Origin of the sequence: Acidovorax sp. Leaf78 (assembly GCF_001422735.1) — a bacterium.
In the GTDB taxonomy this organism is placed as follows: Bacteria; Pseudomonadota; Gammaproteobacteria; order Burkholderiales; family Burkholderiaceae_C; genus Acidovorax.
Genome location: NZ_LMLZ01000007.1, coordinates 148,042 through 164,485, shown reverse-complemented (window position 1 = coordinate 164,485; position 16,444 = coordinate 148,042). Strand labels below are relative to the sequence as shown.

Annotated in this window: 11 protein-coding genes and 1 pseudogene; 5 read left to right on the top strand and 7 right to left on the bottom strand. The window is 69.6% G+C overall.

Annotation, left to right across the window (positions count from 1 at the left end):
* Nucleotides 1-344: 344 nt before the first annotated feature.
* On the bottom strand, nt 345-1,505 hold the full coding sequence (locus tag ASF16_RS07450) for a nitronate monooxygenase family protein (protein ID WP_056164885.1): 1,161 nt from the start codon (nt 1,503-1,505) through the stop codon (nt 345-347).
* A 67-nt stretch (nt 1,506-1,572) separates the two neighbouring features.
* Nucleotides 1,573-2,442 carry a LysR substrate-binding domain-containing protein gene (locus ASF16_RS07445; RefSeq protein WP_200926877.1) on the bottom strand — a complete coding sequence of 290 codons (870 nt, stop codon included), beginning with the start codon at nt 2,440-2,442 and terminating at the stop codon, nt 1,573-1,575.
* Nucleotides 2,443-2,484: 42 nt separating this feature from the next.
* On the opposite strand from ASF16_RS07445, the gene ASF16_RS07440 reads away from it, so the two are divergent.
* Nucleotides 2,485-3,795 carry a YbfB/YjiJ family MFS transporter gene (locus ASF16_RS07440; RefSeq protein ID WP_369817121.1) on the top strand — a complete coding sequence of 437 codons (1,311 nt, stop codon included), beginning with the start codon at nt 2,485-2,487 and terminating at the stop codon, nt 3,793-3,795.
* Between the two features lie 87 nt (nt 3,796-3,882).
* Here the strand turns inward: ASF16_RS07440 and ASF16_RS07435 are convergent, their stop codons facing one another.
* The 3 genes from ASF16_RS07435 to ASF16_RS07425 form a co-directional block, all read right to left on the bottom strand.
* A complete protein-coding gene (locus ASF16_RS07435; protein WP_056164883.1) occupies nt 3,883-5,118 on the bottom strand; it encodes an ATP-binding protein in 1,236 nt (411 codons plus the stop codon).
* 3 nt (nt 5,119-5,121) lie between these two features.
* Entirely contained in the window at nt 5,122-5,841 is a 720-nt protein-coding gene (locus ASF16_RS07430) for a response regulator (protein WP_056164882.1), read from the bottom strand.
* A gap of 204 nt (nt 5,842-6,045) precedes the next feature.
* Nucleotides 6,046-7,701, bottom strand: coding sequence for a hypothetical protein (locus ASF16_RS07425; RefSeq protein WP_056164880.1), 1,656 nt, complete (start codon nt 7,699-7,701; stop codon nt 6,046-6,048).
* 171 nt (nt 7,702-7,872) lie between these two features.
* Between ASF16_RS07425 and ASF16_RS07420 the strand changes: the two genes are divergently transcribed.
* From ASF16_RS07420 to ASF16_RS27110, 3 genes and pseudogenes are all read left to right on the top strand, one after another.
* Nucleotides 7,873-10,035 carry a hypothetical protein gene (locus ASF16_RS07420; protein WP_056164878.1) on the top strand — a complete coding sequence of 721 codons (2,163 nt, stop codon included), beginning with the start codon at nt 7,873-7,875 and terminating at the stop codon, nt 10,033-10,035.
* A 141-nt stretch (nt 10,036-10,176) separates the two neighbouring features.
* Nucleotides 10,177-10,854 (top strand): response regulator transcription factor, encoded by a 678-nt coding sequence (locus ASF16_RS07415; protein WP_082516792.1) that lies wholly within the window; start codon nt 10,177-10,179, stop codon nt 10,852-10,854.
* Nucleotides 10,772-12,691: pseudogene (locus ASF16_RS27110) on the top strand (sensor histidine kinase); the annotation flags it as partial. The gene ASF16_RS07415 and the pseudogene ASF16_RS27110, both read left to right, overlap by 83 nt.
* Nucleotides 12,692-12,701: 10 nt before the next feature.
* On the opposite strand, the gene ASF16_RS07405 reads toward ASF16_RS27110, so the two are convergent.
* Nucleotides 12,702-14,141, bottom strand: coding sequence for an MFS transporter (locus ASF16_RS07405; protein ID WP_056164874.1), 1,440 nt, complete (start codon nt 14,139-14,141; stop codon nt 12,702-12,704).
* Nucleotides 14,142-14,307: 166 nt separating this feature from the next.
* Between ASF16_RS07405 and ASF16_RS07400 the strand changes: the two genes are divergently transcribed.
* Nucleotides 14,308-15,156, top strand: a complete 849-nt coding sequence (locus tag ASF16_RS07400) for a M48 family metallopeptidase (protein ID WP_056164872.1) — start codon at nt 14,308-14,310, stop codon at nt 15,154-15,156.
* On the opposite strand, the gene ASF16_RS07395 is transcribed toward ASF16_RS07400, so the two are convergent.
* Nucleotides 15,132-16,244 carry a GGDEF domain-containing protein gene (locus ASF16_RS07395; RefSeq protein WP_082516790.1) on the bottom strand — a complete coding sequence of 371 codons (1,113 nt, stop codon included), beginning with the start codon at nt 16,242-16,244 and terminating at the stop codon, nt 15,132-15,134. The genes ASF16_RS07400 and ASF16_RS07395 overlap by 25 nt on opposite strands.
* Nucleotides 16,245-16,444 lie beyond the last annotated feature (200 nt).

The following is a 16,444-nucleotide window of genomic DNA, read 5'->3' as shown; positions in this document are numbered from 1 at the left end:
TCGGCGCTGAGGTGCGGCTCAGTTCCTTATCGACGCTCAGGGGCGGGGTGGGGGCTATCTTCGCCAGTCGGTCAAAGCCGATAGCCGGTATTCAGGCCCTCCACCCCAACACCTCCACCATACAAGCCGGCTCCACGGGTGCGCTGGCGTTGGGGGCGCGCCAGTTGCGAGGGCCGGGGCCCTCACCCTGCGCGGCTCTAACCCCGCCCCTCATCCGTTCGGGCTGAGCCTGTCGAAGCCAAGGCGCAGACGACGCAAACCTTGGCCTTGGCGTCGGGATTTTTGATTCAAATGGGCCGCTATCGGTTTTCCAGAAAGCGCAAACAGCTATTAAATCAATAGCGTTACTGCGCTGTGAGCAGCGCCGCTTGCGCTGCCAGCGCAGCCCGCCATTCCGCTTCCAGCGCGGCCACCAGCGCTGCGGCGGGCATAGGGCGCACGTTGGCCACGCCCTGGCCGGCCCACAGGGACAGGTGGTCTGCGCGGCCGGCCTCGGCGCTGGCCCGGCGCAGGGCGCCGGTGAGGGCGTTCTGCACGGGGTAGGCGGGCACGTCCGTCTCGTGCGCGTGCAGCTTCTGCAGCATCGGGTTGACGATGCCGCGCGCGGGGCGGCCCGAGAAGATGCGGGTGGTGCGCGTGTCGGTGGCGATGGCGCTCGCCATGGCGTCGCGGTAGGCACGGCCGATGCCCGATTCGTCGCAGGCGAGGAAGGCGGTGCCCATCTGCACCGCCTCGGCCCCCAGGGCCTGCGCCGCAGCGATGCCGCGACCGTCCATGATGCCGCCGGCCGCGATCACGGCCACGCCGTGGGGGCGCAGGGCATCGACGCACTGTGGCACCAGGGCCATCACGCCCACCATTGATGCGGCGAAGTCGGCCTGCGAGGGCGCTCCTGCACGCACAGCGGAGTCCGCGGGCGCCAGCCCTTCGGCCTGCGCGCGGCCCGTGGGCAAAAAGGTGCCGCGGTGGCCCCCGGCCTCCATGCCCGACGCGCAGACCGCGTCGGCCCCCACGTCGGCCCAGGCCAGGGCTTCGGCCACTGTTGTGGCGGTGCCGATCACGTAGCAGCCCGCGCTGTGCAGGCGCTCGACCTGCGCGGCCGTGAGGATGCCGAAGGTGAAGCTGGCCACCGCGGGCCGGGCCTCCACCATGGCATCGAACTGCGCACGGAAGTCCTCGCACCAGCGCGCGGGCACGGTGGCCTGTAGGCCGAACTCGGCGTACAGCGGGGCCAGGCGCGCCAGGGCGGTTTGCACGGTGGCGTCATCTGGCGCCGGGGTGTCTTGCACGAACAGGTTGAGCCCGAAGGGCCGGTCGGTACGGCGCCGGACCTCGGCGGCGGCCTCGGCCATGGCCGCTGGCGAGCGCATGCCGCAGCCCAGCGTGCCCAGCCCGCCCGCCGCGGACACGGCGGCCGCCAGGGCGGGCGTGTCCGCGCCGGTCATGGGCCCCTGCACGATGGGCAGGCGAAGGGAGAGGGCGGTGCGCAGGCTGCGGTCGGGCATGGTGACGTTCCGTGAAAGAAAGAAGGAAATGAAGTGGGAAACAAAGGGGGAAACGCGCTGAAGGCGGTCAGTCGACCAGCACCTGCTGCAGCGCATCGAGCGCGGCCGAGCGGTAGCCCTGGCGCCAGGTCAGCAAGGTGGTGATGGTGGTGATCGGCTCCTGGCTCAGCAATGCCGCGTGCGGCGAGATGCTGAGCACCGAGCGCGGCACGATGCCCGCGCAGCCGCCGCCCGCCACGCTGGCCAGAATGGCGTGGTACGAGCCCAGCTCCAGCAACTGCATCGGCTGCCGCCGGGGCGCAAACCACTCTTGCGCGATGCGGCGGTAGGTGCAGCCGGGCTCGAACACCGCCAGCGTGCCGGGCTGCACCTGGTCGGGGACGGCGGCGGGCGGGTGTCCGGCGGGCAAGACCAGCAGCAGCTCTTCCGTGAACACCGGGAGGGTTTCCAGGGCCGGGTCGGCGGGCTGGCCCGGTGGCCAGGCCACCAGCACCGCGTCGAGCGCGTGCGCGCGCAGGCGTTCCACCAGCACGCGGGTGGCAGCGGTCGTCAGCTCCAGCGCCACGCCGGGCCACTGGCTGTGCAGCCGCGCCAGCGGCGCGGGCAGGCGGCTGGCCGCGGTGCTTTCCATCGACCCCAGTCGCAGGCGGCCGGCGGGCGGGCCGGGTTGCAGCGCCTGCCGCGCCTCCTCGGCCAGCGCGAGCAGCCGGTCGGCATAGCCCAGCAGTACCTGGCCCTCGGGCGTGAGCGCCATGCGCTTGCCCTCGCGCAGGAACAGCGGCGTGCCCAGGTCGGCCTCCAGCTGGCGCACCCGCGTGGTCACGTTGGACTGCACACGCGACAGCCGCTCGGCAGCGCGCGTGACGCTGCCCTCTGCCGCCACGGTGCGGAAAATGTCGAGGGCGGCCAGGTCCAGAAGGGGTGGGGCTTTTTCCATCTTTAAAAAGTATGAATTACAAAAATTCAATCTCTTGCTAAGATGATAAGCACCCTCCACCCCCGTGGCAACCCTTCGCCACCCTGCACCGTGACCCAGGCGTCTCTTTCTCCCTCCGCCGATCATCCGCACACCGACGGCGCCGCAGCGCTGCGCGTGGCCCTGGCCGGCATGGCGGCGCTGGCAGCCGCCATGGGCATCGGCCGTTTCGCCTTCACCCCGCTCTTGCCCATGATGCTGCACGACGGCGTGGTGGACATCGCCACCGGCAGCTGGCTGGCCACGGCCAACTACGCCGGCTACCTGGCGGGGGCGCTCTTGTACATGGCGCTTCCGTGGCTGGGCCGCCGGCTGGGCGGCGTGCCGGGCAACGCCACGCTGGTGCGCGGCGGGCTGGTGGCCACCGTGCTGCTCACCGGCATGCTGGCACTGCCCTGGCCCGCGGTGTGGCCGCTGCTGCGCATGCTGGCGGGCGTGGCCAGCGCGCTGGTGTTTCTGGGTACGGCCAACTGGTGCATGGGGCGGCTGGCGCACCTGGGGCGCCCGGCGTGGGGCGGGTTGATATTCTGCGGGCCGGGGCTGGGCATCGTCATCACCGGCCTGCCCACCAGTGCCATGGTGGCCGCGGGCTGGAGCGCCGCGGCCGGCTGGGCGGCCTTCAGCCTGCTCGCAGCCGTGCTGTGCGCGGGCGCCTGGGCGGTGTTCCAAGGGGGTGAGGCGCCCCTGGCTGCGGCGCCCGGCAGCACCGGCGCGGCCTCGGTGCCTGCGCCACGCCCGGCCGCGGAGCGGGCCTTGCTCGCCATCGCCTATGGTCTGGCGGGCCTGGGGTACATCGTCACCGCCACCTTCCTGCCGGTCATTGCGCGCGCTGCACTCCCCGCGGGCTCGGTGTGGCCCGACCTGTTCTGGCCCATCTTCGGCGCGGGCGTCGCGCTGGGCGCGCTGCTGTCCACGCGCATCGCCCCCACGCGCGACCGGCGCTGGCTGCTGGCCGTGGCCTATGTGCTGCAGGCCGGCGGGGTGGCGCTGGGCGTGCTGTGGCCCGGGCCTGCGGGCTTTGCGCTGGGCAGCCTGCTGCTGGGCCTGCCGTTCACGGCCATCACGTTCTTTGCGCTGCAGGAGGCACGCTACCAGTGGCCGCAGGCGGGTGCCGGCTTCACCGGCCTCATGACGGCGCTGTACGGCATCGGTCAGATCGCCGGCCCGCCCATGGCGGCCGCGCTGCTGGCGCGGGCGGGGTCGCGGGCACAGGGGTTCGACTGGGCGCTGGGCGTGGCGGGGTCGGTGCTGCTGCTGGGGGCGGTACTTTACGCGGTCATGGCGTGGCGCTGGCGTCCACAGCACCAGAATTGAGCGGCTTGGAACGGATTCAAAGGTTTGAACTGCCTTTTTTAGCGTAAAAAAGACCTCTACCGCTTGCCCATCAAGCGCTACCAGCTATCAATGTGATAGCGGAAGCCTCAGCACGAAGCACGCGCCGCCACCGTCGCGGTCCTCGCAGTGCACGGTGCCGTTGTGGCGCCCGGCGATGGAGCGCACCAGCGCCAGACCCAGGCCCACGCCACCGGCGCGTTCGCTGGCGCCCGGCAGTCGGTAGAAGGGCTCGAAGATACGTTCGCGGTGCGTCAGCGGCACACCGGGGCCGCGGTCGCACACGCGCACTTCGGCGTGGCCCTGGCGGCGGTTGACCACCACGGTGATTTCGCCCGTACTGTAGCGGCGCGCGTTCTCCAGCAGGTTGCGGATGGCGCGGCGCAGCAGTTTGGACACACCCATCACGTCCACCGAATCGGGGCTGGCGCTCACGTCCAGGTCGGCGTCCACACGGGCGCATTCTTCGGCGGACAGGCCGATCAGGTCCACCAGCTCCACGGTGCCCACATCGGCCTCGTGCGCATCCAGGCGGCTGGCCAGCAGGATCTCGTCCACCAGCTGGTCCAGCTCGGCGATGTTGCGCAGGATCTCCTCGCGGAATGCGGGCGAGGGCTGTTGCCCGACCATGAGCTCCATGCCCATGCGGATGCGGGTGAGCGGCGAGCGCAGCTCGTGCGAGGCATTGGCCAGCAGCGACTTGTGCGACTTGACGAGTTTCTCCACCCGCTCCGCCGCAGCGTTGAACTGGCGCGCCAGGTCGGCCACCTCGTCCTGCCCCTGCTCGGGCACGCGCACCGAGAGGTCGCCTTCGCCAAAACGCTGCACGCTGCGCTGCAGCGCCTCCAGCCGCAGCGTGAGGCGCCGGATGATGGGGTACACGCCGATCGCCACCGCCAGGCCCACGATGCCCAGCAGCCACAAAAATCCGAAGGGCGGGCGGGTCCAGAAAGCGTCGCCGGGCCGGCCGCCGCCGCCCCGTTCACCGCGCTCGCCCCGGGGCTGGCGCGGCGCCATCTGCAGCACGAAGGGCTGTCCGTCTTCGGATTCGATGTTGAATTCCGCCCCTTCGCCCGGCTCGCTGGGCTGGCGTGTGGCCAGGCCGCGCAGCACCACGTTGCCCGTGTTGTCGCGCAGCACCATCTCGCGCGACGGGGGCACGAAGGGCTGTGCATTCTGGGCTTTTTGCTCCTCGGCCATGCGCCAGGCCCAGCCCACGGACAGCGTCAGCACCGCAATGCCGCCGACCACGGCCAGCCAGATGCGCAGATACAGGCGGCGGGAGAACGGTGTGGACAGGGACACCCGCTAGTCCTGCTGTTTGGCAAACACGTAGCCCACACCGCGCACGGTGAGGATGCGGCGCGGGTTCTTCGCATCGACCTCGATGGCTGCGCGGATGCGGCCCATGTGCACGTCGATGCTGCGGTCAAACGCCTCCAGCTCGCGGCCGCGCACGGCTTCCATGATCTGGTCGCGGGTCAGCACCCGGCCCGCGCGCTCGGCCAGCGCCACGAGCAGGTCGAATTGGTAGGAGGTGAGGTCGGCCAGCTGGCCGGCCACGGTGACGGTGCGCGCGTCGCGGTCGATCTCGAGCGTGCCGAAGCGCAGCGCCTGCGTGGCTGGCGTGCTGCCGCCATCGGTGCGCCGGCGCAGGATGGCGCGGATGCGGGCCAGCAGCTCGCGCGGCTCGAAGGGTTTGGGCAGATAGTCGTCGGCGCCCAGCTCCAGGCCGATGATGCGGTCCATGGGGTCGCCCTTGGCAGTCAGCATCAGCACCGGCACCTGCGCCGCGCTGCCTTGCAGCGAGCGGATGCGGCGGCACACCTCCAGCCCGTCCATGTCGGGCAGCATCAGGTCCAGGATCACCAGGTCGGGCAGCGCACCGGCCTCGGGCCCTTGCAGTTGCGCCAGGCCGCTTTTGCCATCGGCACGGTGCGTGACCTGCAGGCCCGACTGGCCCAGGTACTCACCCACCATCTGCGCGAGGCGGGCATCGTCTTCGATCATCAGCAGTTGGGAGCTCATGGGGGCAGTGTAGTAGCGGGTGCCACTCATGGTCGCGAGGCGGGGTCACGCGGTTTTGTCGGTCAGGTAAAGCTTCCGTAAAGCAAGCACTGCGGGTTGCGGATGTGCGTGTGCCTGCATTGCAGCGCGTGCCCATAAAAAAGGCTCCCCGCAGGGAGCCGGAAAACGTGCCCTTGGCAGCACGCGGGGTGTGTTCCGTCTCGCTCAAATCCCGAGCTTTGCGCGCAGGGCTGCCCACGCAGTGGCGTTCAGGCGGCGCGATGCGGTGAAGTTGAAGTCGACGCCGGTCTTGGTTTCGCGGGTCTGGAACACGCGGCTGCCGCTGGCGATGGTCGGCGCGTTGGCCACCTCGGAGTACGAGCGGGTGTGGCCCATGGTGGTGGGCGCGTGTCCGGCAAAGCGCATCACCCGCGCGCCGTGCAAGGTCGCGATGGAGTACGTGCCGGTCTGCGTGGCCGTGCAGTTGGAGATCACGGTCTGCGTGCTGTTGAGGTCGCATTCGTAGAACTGCACGGTGCCGGCCGTGGCGCTGGTCGTGCCGGTGAAGGCCACCCGCAGCGAGCGCGCGGGGCCGCTGGAGATGCCCAGGGACAGGGTGCCGGCACCCGTGCTCAGCACCACTGAGGACGCGGGCCGGGCCGTGATCATCTGCTCCAGGGTCGCTTCGCTGGCAGGCCGCGCATCGGCCGCAATGCTGTTGATGAAGACGGGCTGTGCGAGCGAAAGGTTGTAGCGCGTGTGCAGCCGGGAGCCGGCGGGGAAGGTGGCAGTGCCCACCGCGTTGAGCAGGTCGCTGGTGGAGGCGCCGTTGTTGTTGATGGTGTTCGTCTCGGCGTTGGCCTGGAGCGCGGTCACCACGCTGGACATGGTGCGCGTGTCGATGTCCTCGCGCGCCGTGAAGCCGACCTGCGTCAAGACCCCGCAGAAGCTGTTGCGGTTGGGTGTACCGACGGTGCCCTGCAGCAGGATGGTGTCGTCGCAGCGCTGCCAGCCGGTGGCCGTCAGGTAGGCCTGGTTGTAGAGCGTGCTCGCGGGCGTTGGCGAGCCGGCCGTGACACCGCCGCGCACGTCCCGCAAGGTGGTCCCTGCCGTGCCGCTGGCCTTGGCGATAGTGTCGATGGTGCGGTACGAGTAGTTGGCCGCATCGGCGTAGATGAAGCTCGACAGATCTCCAGCAGTAGCAGTGACCGCCGCCTGCTGGTCGCCGACCACCAGAGGCGCGCCTTCTTCCAGGCCTGCAGCCACCACCTTGGCCATGCTGCGCGCGCTGTCGAGCATGACGCCGGCCGTGGGGGCGTCGTCCTGGTAGTTGTCGATCTTGGCGGGGGCAATCGCCAGCTGCAGGGCGGCATTGCTGCGCGCCGAGGCTTCGGTCATGCCTGCGGTGATGCCCGCGGCCACCAGGGTGGTCAGCGGGTTGATCTGCCCGCTCTTGCCTGGCACCTGGCGCAGCACGTAGCGCGCGGCGGTGTTGCCCTCCGTCGTGTCGGCGGCGTCGATGGTGGTATTGGCGTCGGCCAGGGCTCCGGGCACCATGGGTGCTATCAGCGATGCGGCGGCGACCTGCGTCGTGCTGACCTGCGCGGTGTCATACGTCAGGGTGTAGGCGCCGTCGGCGCCGGTGCGGGCCGAGGCAGGCTCGCTGGCGTCGCAGGTGCTGTTGCTGTTCAGGTCCAGGCAGACGACGGCGTTGCGGATGGCCTGGTCGACGACCACTGTGCCGGTCAGCGTGACCTTGGTGTCCGGCGCTGGTGCAGGAGGGGCGGTGTCGTCGGAGGATGACCCGCCGCCGCAGGCCGTGAGGGTCAGGGCCAAGGCGCCGCCGAGTGCCAGCGCCAGGGTGGGGGAAGAAGTGTGCATGGAGTCGCTCCTGATCATGGTTGGGGAAGGTGAAGATGCCGTCACCGCGGGCGCTCGATGGCGATGCTCAGCGGTTACCTGACTGTCTGCAAATGCGCTGCGCGGCGCATCCCATGAACATGGGGGCCGGCCTTCTTGTGCGCTGGCAGGTTTGCCCCTACGCTGGGGCGCATGAAAATCGTCTTCACTTCCTGCATGGACGCAGAGCGCGTTGCGGACCAACCGATATGGAAGCGCATCGCAGAGCACGAGCAGCCCGACGTGCTGATGCTGCTGGGCGATCAGATCTACATGGACTGGGGGCTGGGCGCAGGCGCGACGGACTGGCGGTCGCTGATCGCCGCCAAGCCGGCCGCGGGCCTCACGGCGTACGCCGCCGACATGCACCGCCGCTATGCGCTGCAGTGGGATGTGGCGTCTTTCAGGGAGCTGGTCTGCGGCTTTGCGGGGCGCGCGGACCGGGCGCGGCTGCTGCTCACCTGGGACGACCACGACTACGCCTGGAACAACAGCCTGGGCGTGGATGGCTTGGATGGCTTGGATGGGGCGGGAGAAGCCTATCGCCACGGCGTACCTGCGCGGGTGAAGGCGGTCTCGCGCCGTCTGTTCGCGCAGTTCGAGCACCAGTTGCGCACGGCCAGCGTGGGCGATGCCTATCCCGCTCTGCCTGCTGGATGGGACGGCCCGCTGCCCGCCGGCACCGCAGACCTGTTCTGGTCGGGCGCGCTCGGCGGTTTGCAGGGGCCGCCCTGCCTGCTGCTGGACACCCGCTGGCATCGCCAGGCCAGAGCCGTGGGTGCCAGCATCCTTGGCGCCGACCAGGCCCATGCGTTGCTGGGTGCCGCGGGGGAGCCGGGCGCCGGCCTGCTGCTGGTGGCTGCTGGCACGCCCATGGCGCACCGCTATCTGCTGTCCCAGCAGGGATGGCATGCCGAGGGCGGTCCGAGCTACGTGGAGTTCGACGGCACCCTGCGCGCGGCCCGCAGGCCGGTGCTCTTCATCGGCGGCGATGTGCATGGCAACGCCTGGAGCGGGCGCTTGCCCTGCGCAGACGGCACGCCCAGCCGCGTGGTGCAGGCACTGTCGTCCGGCGCGGCCATTGGCCGGTACGGACCCAAGCGCTTCGCACCTTCTTACGGCGCGATCACGGTGCCGGACACCTGGCGCACGGGAGGCGCTGTGCAGTTGCAACTGTGGGCCCAGTCGCGCGAGGGGTCATGGGAGCCTGATCCGCCCGTGCCCGCGTTGCCCTTTGACGCCAACGACTGGACGCAGCCGCTGCATGCACAGGCGCAAAGCCGCGTGGAGGCTGCTGCGGATGACCAGCCAGTGGCCATGCTGGCCGCGCGCACCCGCACCGGGGCTTACCGGGGGAAGACCGCGGTGTCATTGCCCCAGGGGCTGGACGACCTGAATGCCGTGTACCTGGAGCAGCCCTTGCAGGACGGCCACTATGCCGAGCCACTGCATTGGCACGTGGCGCCGGATGGTGCCGCCTTCCTGCACGGCGAGGCCGACCTCGGGCGGCCCGACGACTGGCCTGCCGCAACGCGCCGGCTGGTGCAGTCCGCGTTCGATCGCGCGTTGGAGCAGCCGGGCACGACGTCGGTCGTGCTGTTCATCCACGGCTTTGGCAAGTCACCCGCACTGGGGCTTGCACAGGCCTACGGCTTGCGTGCCACGTACCCGGGATGCGAGCCGATTCTGTACGAGTGGGAGGCGGGGCGCGGCGGCGGGGTGCTTGCGGTGCTCGGTGGCGTACCGCGCGCCCGGCAGGGCGCAGAGGGCGGTGCCTTTGCGCTGGCGACGGTGCTGCACGCCTTCAACCTGGTGGCGGCATTGCCAGCCTATGCCGGGCTTGCCAAGGTGGTCCTCGCACGCAGTGCAGGGTGCCTCGCGCTGCACCACGCGCTGGACCGCATGGGCGTGGGTGGCCAGCGGCTGGGCCACGTGGACCGCATCGTGCTGTCGGCCCCTATGCTCAAGGCCTTCGAGTACAGACGCCAGGCGGGGCTGGGCGGGCTCGACGTGCCGGTGTTGATGACGCGCAACCGCCACGACCAGACCCTCCGATTCGCCGACTGGTTCGATGGCGTGGGCGCGCTGCTGGGGCTGGACGAGACTTTCGTGCCCGCGCGCCAGAGTCATGCCTGTGTGGATTTTTCAGAGAGCGCAGGCGTAGGGTCGCTGCACGACTACCTGCTGCTGCGCATCAACCCACAGCAGCACCGGCTGCAAGAGCAGCTGTTGTGCCAGCGCGAGTTTGCGTGGTCCGATGCCGTAGGTGGCGGCCTGGTATCGCCAGGCGACGCGGGAGTCTTTCATGTGCCTTGACCGAGGGATTGGCGCTGTGGATGTGGCGGGGGTGGCGGGGGCGATGGTGCCCATGGCGCTACCGGTGCTGCCGATGGCACTTGTCATGCTGATGGCACAGATGGCATTGATTCCACCGGTGGTGACTGCCGGAGCTTCCCATTGAGCGCCGCGCACCACAACACCTTGCCGGGCCCGGCCATCTCAGTGGCCCTGGTGGAGGACGACCCGCGCACCCGCGCACGGCTGGTGCGGGCCCTGGCCCGGGCGCCGCGCCTGAGCCTGGCTTTCACCGCCGCCACCGTGGGCGAGATGGTGGGCTGGCTGCACGACAACAGCGTGGATGTGCTGCTGGTGGACCTGGGCCTGCCGGACGGCTCTGGCCTGGAAGTCATCCGCCAGTGCCGCGCGCTGTCTCCGGTCACTGAAGTCATGGTCATCACCATGTTCGGCGACGAGGCCAACATGATGAATGCGTTCGAAGCCGGTGCGCGCGGCTACCTGCTCAAGGACGGGACGGAGGACGACCTGGCGCAGCACGTGCTGAGCCTGCGTGCAGGCGGCTCGCCCATGACGCCCATCATCGCGCGGCAATTGCTCGCCAGGCTGTCGCCGCGCCCGGCCGTGCCCCACAGCCTGACGCCGACCGATACGCTCACGGCGCGCGAGCAGGATATTCTGGCGAAGCTCGCCCGTGGCTACACCTATGCCGAGGTCGCCGAACTCCTGGGCATCGCCCCCTCCACCGTCCAGTCACATGTCAAGAACATCTACAGCAAGCTGGCCGTCCATTCCAAAGCCGAGGCCATCTTCGAGGCGCGGCAGATGGGGCTTTTGTAGCCGCACTTTGGCCCGCGCATGCTGCGGCGCGGCGCTGCGCCGGTGGGTGCTGTGGCCGGTGCTCTGGGTCATGCTTGCATCGTGGGCGGGGCTCGCAGGTGCACAAGACGCGGGCCAGGACGCCGCGCCGGCCTCTGCAGCGCAGCCCGGTGTGCACGTGCTGCACAAGGCCGTCGCGTACCTGGAGCCCGAGGGCGCGGTGCCCTGGTCCGGCACGTTGACGCTGCCCCACCGGTGGGACAAGGCGTTCGCGGGCCAATCCGGGAAGGCGCGCTATGTGCTGGAGATCCCTCCCGTGCCCAAGGGCAGCCCGCTGTCGGGCGTCTATTTCCCGCGGATCGGAAACCAGGTGGAGGTGTATGTGGGCGGCGAGTTGCTCATGCACCGCGGGGTACTGGGAGACACCCGCACCGACGCCGCCAAGTCGCCGCTGTGGATGCCGGTGCCCGCGAGTTTTCTGTCCGACGTGGAGCCCACCCCGCTCGAGGTGCGCGTGACCGCGCAACCCGGGCGCTGGGGTGGACTGGCCACGCCTCAATTCGGGCCCGAGGCAAGTCTGCTGCCCGAGTATCACGAGCGCTATGTCTGGCGGCAGTGGGCTGCGGTCGGCGTCGTGTTTTCACTGGCGCTCACCGGGGTGATTGCCGGTGGGCTGTGGCGCTTGAACCGCGAGCCGGTATATGGTTACTTTGCGCTGTGCGCACCGTTTGGCATCGTGCGGTATGGCGACAGGCTGTGGGAGACACCGCCCATAGGCTGGCCGCTGTGGGGCGGCCTCATGGCTTTTGCATTGGCCATCCATCTGCTGCTGCTCACCCGCTTCGCGCTGGCGATGGTGGGGTGCGATGGACCGCGCGTGCGCCAGGGATTCTGGGCATGGCTGGTGGTGGAGGTCGTGGTGATCTCGGGCGCGTTCGGAGCGGGCGTGCCCTGGCTCTGGACGCTGGGCCTGGCGCTGTTGTTTCCGCCCGCGTTCTTTGCCTACGCTTTGTCGACCCGGCACGCGGTGGTGACGCGCGAGCCCGAGGCGATCGCGCTGTGCCTGGCCAGCTTCATCCCGGTCGGTGCCAGCATCTACGACTTCATCGCGGTGCGCATTCCCAGTGCGGGGCAGGGACGCACCACCGTGCTGCCGCTGGCGACCATGCTGTTCGTGCTGCTGGTGGGCTGGCTCATCTTGAGCCGCTACGGCCGGCAGGCGCGCGCCTACCAGGGCCTGAGCAACTCGCTGGACGAGAAGGTGCGCCAGCGCGAGCGCGAGCTGCAGGTCAGCTACGACCTGCTGCAGCAAGAACACGCGCAGCACGCAGCGCTGCAGGAGCGCCAGCGCATCATGCGCGACATTCACGACGGCGTGGGCTCGCAGCTGGTGGGCTTGCTCAGCCTCATCGGCAAGGGCCGCGCCAGCCGCGCCGAACTGCGCGAGCACGCCAATGCCGCGCTCGATGAACTGCGCATGGCGGTGGATGCGATGCAGCCGGTGGATGGCGACCTGGCCACGGTGCTGGCCACCCTGCGCTACCGGCTGCAGCCGCGCCTGGCGGCTACGGGCATCCAGGTGGACTGGCAGGTGCAGGAGCTGCCGCCGCTGGAAACCCTCACGCCGCACATGGTGCTGCAGATCCAGCGCATCCTTCTGGAAGCCTTTACCAATGTGCTGCGGCATGCCCAGGCCACCAGCGTGCGGGTGAGTGCGCGGCACGATGCTGACCCGCAGCACCCGCCACCGTGCCTGGTGCTCGAGATCGCCGACAACGGCGTGGGCATGGAGGGCGCCGCACTGGCACGGGGCCAGGGGCTGGCCAACATGCGCGCCAGGGCCCAGGCCATCGGCGCGCTGCTGGAGGTCACGGCTGCGCCGGGCCAGGGGACGTGTGTGCAGATTGCATTGCCTGTGGTGCCGCAGGTGCCCGCACCCGCGATGCCAGCGCCACCAGCACCAACACCGGCAGCCCCAGCAGCGCCGTCGACGTGAAGAAGTGCGCGTAGCCAAACGCGTTGACGTAGTCGCCTGAAAACCCCGCGACGAACTTGGGTAGCAGCAGCATCATGGAGCTGAACAGCGCGTACTGCGTGGCCGAATAGCTCACGTTGGTCAGGCTCGACAGGTAGGCGATGAACGCCGCCGAGGCGATGCCGCTGGCCAGGTTGTCGGCCGAGACCACGGCGATCAGCGCCGTCACATCGTGCCCATGCCCTGCGAGCCAGGCGAACAGCAGATTGCTGCCCGCGCTCAGGATGGCGCCCAGCATCAGGATGCGCATCACGCCGAAGCGCATCGACAGCACGCCGCCCACGAAGGCGCCCGCCAGGGTCATGATGACGCCGTACACCTTGGTGACGGCGGCCACCTCGTCCTTGGTGAAGCCCATGTCCACATAGAACGGGTTGGCCATGATGCCCATTACCACGTCGCTGATGCGGTAGACGGCGATCAGCGCCAGGATCAGCGCCGCATGCCAGCCGTAGCGGCGCAGGAAGTCGGCAAACGGCTCGACCATCGCGCCCTGGATCCATTCGGCCGCGTTCTTTGCCGGGGGGAGCTGCACCGGCGCGGGCTCGCGCGAGAACAGCACCGTGACCACGCCCACAGCCATCGAGGCGGCCATCACCAGGTAGGCAGTTCGCCAGGCGCCATTCTGGTAGGCCGCAGCACCTTGGGCGATGGCTTGGCCGAGGGCGGGCGCGACCTCAGAGCGCGCCGCGATCCACAACACGCCGGCGCCGGCCCAGATCATCGCCAGGCGGTAGCCCGTCTGGTAGGACGCCGCCAGCGCCGCCTGGTGGTTGGCATCGGCCGATTCGATGCGGTAGGCGTCGAGCGCGATGTCCTGCGTGGCCGAGCCGAAGGCCACGGCGAGGGCGCACCACACGATAGGGCCAAGGGTCAGGCGCGGGTCGCAGACCGCCATGCCAACCAGCCCGGCGACCACGATGGCCTGCGACAGCAGCAGCCAGCTGCGGCGCCGGCCCAGCAAGGCGGTCAGCCCCGGGATGGGCATGCGGTCCACCAGCGGCGCCCACACCCATTTGAATCCGTAGGCCAGGCCCACCCAGCTCAGGTAGCCGATGGTGCTGCGGTCGATGCCCGCCTCACGCAGGCGGAACGACAGCGTGCCCAGCACCAGCAGCAGCGGCAGCCCGGCCGCGAAGCCGAGCGTGAGCATGCGCAGGCTGGCGGGCTCCAGGTACACGCGCAGCGTCTGCAGCCAGGGGGTGCGGCGGGGCACTTCGGGGGGCAGGGCGGGGCTGTTGGCGGTGGAATGGTTGGCGGAGGTGTCTGACATGGGCGCCCGGGGGTTTTGTCTATCATCGCTGACACCTTGCAGCCGGCCCGCCCGCCTTCATCTGGCAGGCAGTGCCGCTGCTCGGGGACACGGCCTGTGCCGTGCTGTCCTGCGTCAGTGCAGTTGCCTATTATTCCCTTGCCCTCTTCCCTTCAGGTGATCCGGTATGTGCCTTCTGTGCCCCACGCCTTCCGTTGCTCCCTCGTCGCCCTGGTCCGCGCGCCGCGGCTTCCTGCTGGCCGCCGGTGCCACCGCTGCTGCGCCCGTGCTGGCGCAGGTGGATGTGGGCACGGCGTCCAGCGTGCGCAAGCTGATCCCGGCGGAAACGCTGGAGGCCTCTGCCGCGCAGCAGTACCGCCAGATGCTCGAGCAAGCCAAGGCCAAGCGCGCGCTAGCGCCGGAGGGCCACCCCCAGCTGCAGCGCCTGCATGCCATCGCCAAGCGCCTGATCCCCTACACCGCGCCGTGGAACGACCGCGCCAAGCAGTGGCGCTGGGAGGTCAACCTGATCGGCAGCCAGCAGATCAACGCCTTTTGCATGCCCGGCGGCAAGATCGCCTTCTACACCGGCATCCTCGAGCAGCTCAAGCTCACCGACGATGAGACCGCGATGATCATGGGCCACGAAATGGCCCACGCCCTGCGCGAGCATGCGCGCGAACGCCTGGCCAAGACCCAGGGCACCAACCTGGCGCTGCGCCTGGGCTCGCAGCTGCTGGGGCTGGGCGACCTGGGCCAGGCCGCGGCCGGCCTGGGCGGGCAGTTGCTCACGCTGCAGTTCAGCCGGTCGGACGAGAGCGAGGCCGACTTGGTGGGGCTGGAGCTGGCGGCCCGTGGCGGGTTCGACCCCGCGGCGTCGGTGAGCCTGTGGAAAAAGATGGGCAGTGCCACGGGCAGCAAGCAGGGTGGACTGGCCTTCCTGTCCACCCACCCTTCGGGGCCCGCGCGCATCAAGGAACTGGAGATGAACGTGCCCAAGGTGCAAAAACTTTACGAAGCGGCGCGCAAGGGCTGAGCGGTCACGCGGTTGCGGCCGTCGTGCTTGCTGCGGTACAGAGCCTTGTCAGCGCGCGCGATGGCCGCAGGCAGGTCGTCGCTGCTGTCCACCTGCGCCACGCCGAATGACATCGTCAGCGGCACAGGCACACCCTGGTGGTCCAGGGCGATCCGCTCGATGGCGGCGCGGATGCGCTCTGCCACCTCCACGGCTGACGCCAGCGGGCTGGCTGGCATGAGCGCCAGAAACTCTTCGCCGCCCCAGCGCGCGAGCACGTCGCTTTCGCGCAGTTGCCCGGCGAGCACTTGCGCCACGGCCACCAGCACGCGATCCCCCGCCGCGTGGCCGTGGCGGTCGTTCACCTGCTTGAAATGGTCGATGTCGCACAGCATCAGCGCCACCGGCTCACCCGTGCGCTGGATGCGGGTGAGCGTGTGCCCGGCCAGCGTCTGGAAGTGCGCCCGGTTGTTCAGGCCCGTCAGCGCGTCGAGCGTGGCCTGCTTGAGCAGGCGGTTTTCGGCGATCAGGATGGTGCGCCGGTAGAACGCCGCCAGGGCGGCGAACATGCCGAAGACCACGCACACGTGCAACACGTTGACGATCTGCTGCCCCTGCCCGGCCAGCGGTGCCAGTGGCCCCAGGTGGTCGCACGCCAGGCGCAACCCCAGGTAGTAGGCCAGCAGCGCCAGCACCACGGGGACGGCGTAGCGGCCGGAGTTGGCGATCACCACCGCAGGAATGAACAGCCACAGGTAGTAGTGAAAGCCGCTGTCCCAGCCCACCAGCAGCGATCCCAGCGCGGAGTGCGCGATCACCTCCAGCCAGATGAGGAGGATGCCGGCCGTGTTGCGCCGCCGCTGGATGAGCGCATAGGCGCACAGGTACATCGCGATGCTGACCACGTTGACCAGTGCGAGCGGCACCGACCCCAGCCAGAGAAACAGCGCGATGTACAGCGTATCGATGCAGGCGGCGGTCAGTGCTACCCGCTGCGCCATCGCCCAGTAGGCCTTGCCCGCCACGCTGGAGCCGCGCTGGGCGGGTTCGTAGGGACGTGGTGCACGGGCCGGGGGAGCGGGTGGGGAGGAGCTTGCAGAGGAATCCATGGCGTGCGGCAGCCGAAGGGGCGCCTGCCGCCCCAGGGCGTTAACAAAATGTCACATCCTAGGGCGCGCGTGCGCGAGGCATCTGCAGATCAGGGTGGCGAAAACCGGTCAGTTGCCGGAAAGCCTGCCTTGATGGACCCTGGGTGCAAGGCCCGGGCGGCAGCGCATGCATCGGCGTTCCCCGCTGGGATGTGAATGCT

Coding starts and splice junctions, on each gene's coding strand:
- ASF16_RS07450 (WP_056164885.1), bottom strand. CDS start 1,505: ATGCCCGACCGCAGCCTGCGCACCGCCCTCTCCCTTCGCCTGCCCATC.
- ASF16_RS07445 (WP_200926877.1), bottom strand. CDS start 2,442: ATGGAAAAAGCCCCACCCCTTCTGGACCTGGCCGCCCTCGACATTTTC.
- ASF16_RS07440 (WP_369817121.1), top strand. CDS start 2,485: ATGATAAGCACCCTCCACCCCCGTGGCAACCCTTCGCCACCCTGCACC.
- ASF16_RS07430 (WP_056164882.1), bottom strand. CDS start 5,841: ATGAGCTCCCAACTGCTGATGATCGAAGACGATGCCCGCCTCGCGCAG.
- ASF16_RS07425 (WP_056164880.1), bottom strand. CDS start 7,701: ATGCACACTTCTTCCCCCACCCTGGCGCTGGCACTCGGCGGCGCCTTG.
- ASF16_RS07420 (WP_056164878.1), top strand. CDS start 7,873: ATGAAAATCGTCTTCACTTCCTGCATGGACGCAGAGCGCGTTGCGGAC.
- ASF16_RS07405 (WP_056164874.1), bottom strand. CDS start 14,141: ATGTCAGACACCTCCGCCAACCATTCCACCGCCAACAGCCCCGCCCTG.
- ASF16_RS07400 (WP_056164872.1), top strand. CDS start 14,308: ATGTGCCTTCTGTGCCCCACGCCTTCCGTTGCTCCCTCGTCGCCCTGG.
- ASF16_RS07395 (WP_082516790.1), bottom strand. CDS start 16,244: ATGGATTCCTCTGCAAGCTCCTCCCCACCCGCTCCCCCGGCCCGTGCA.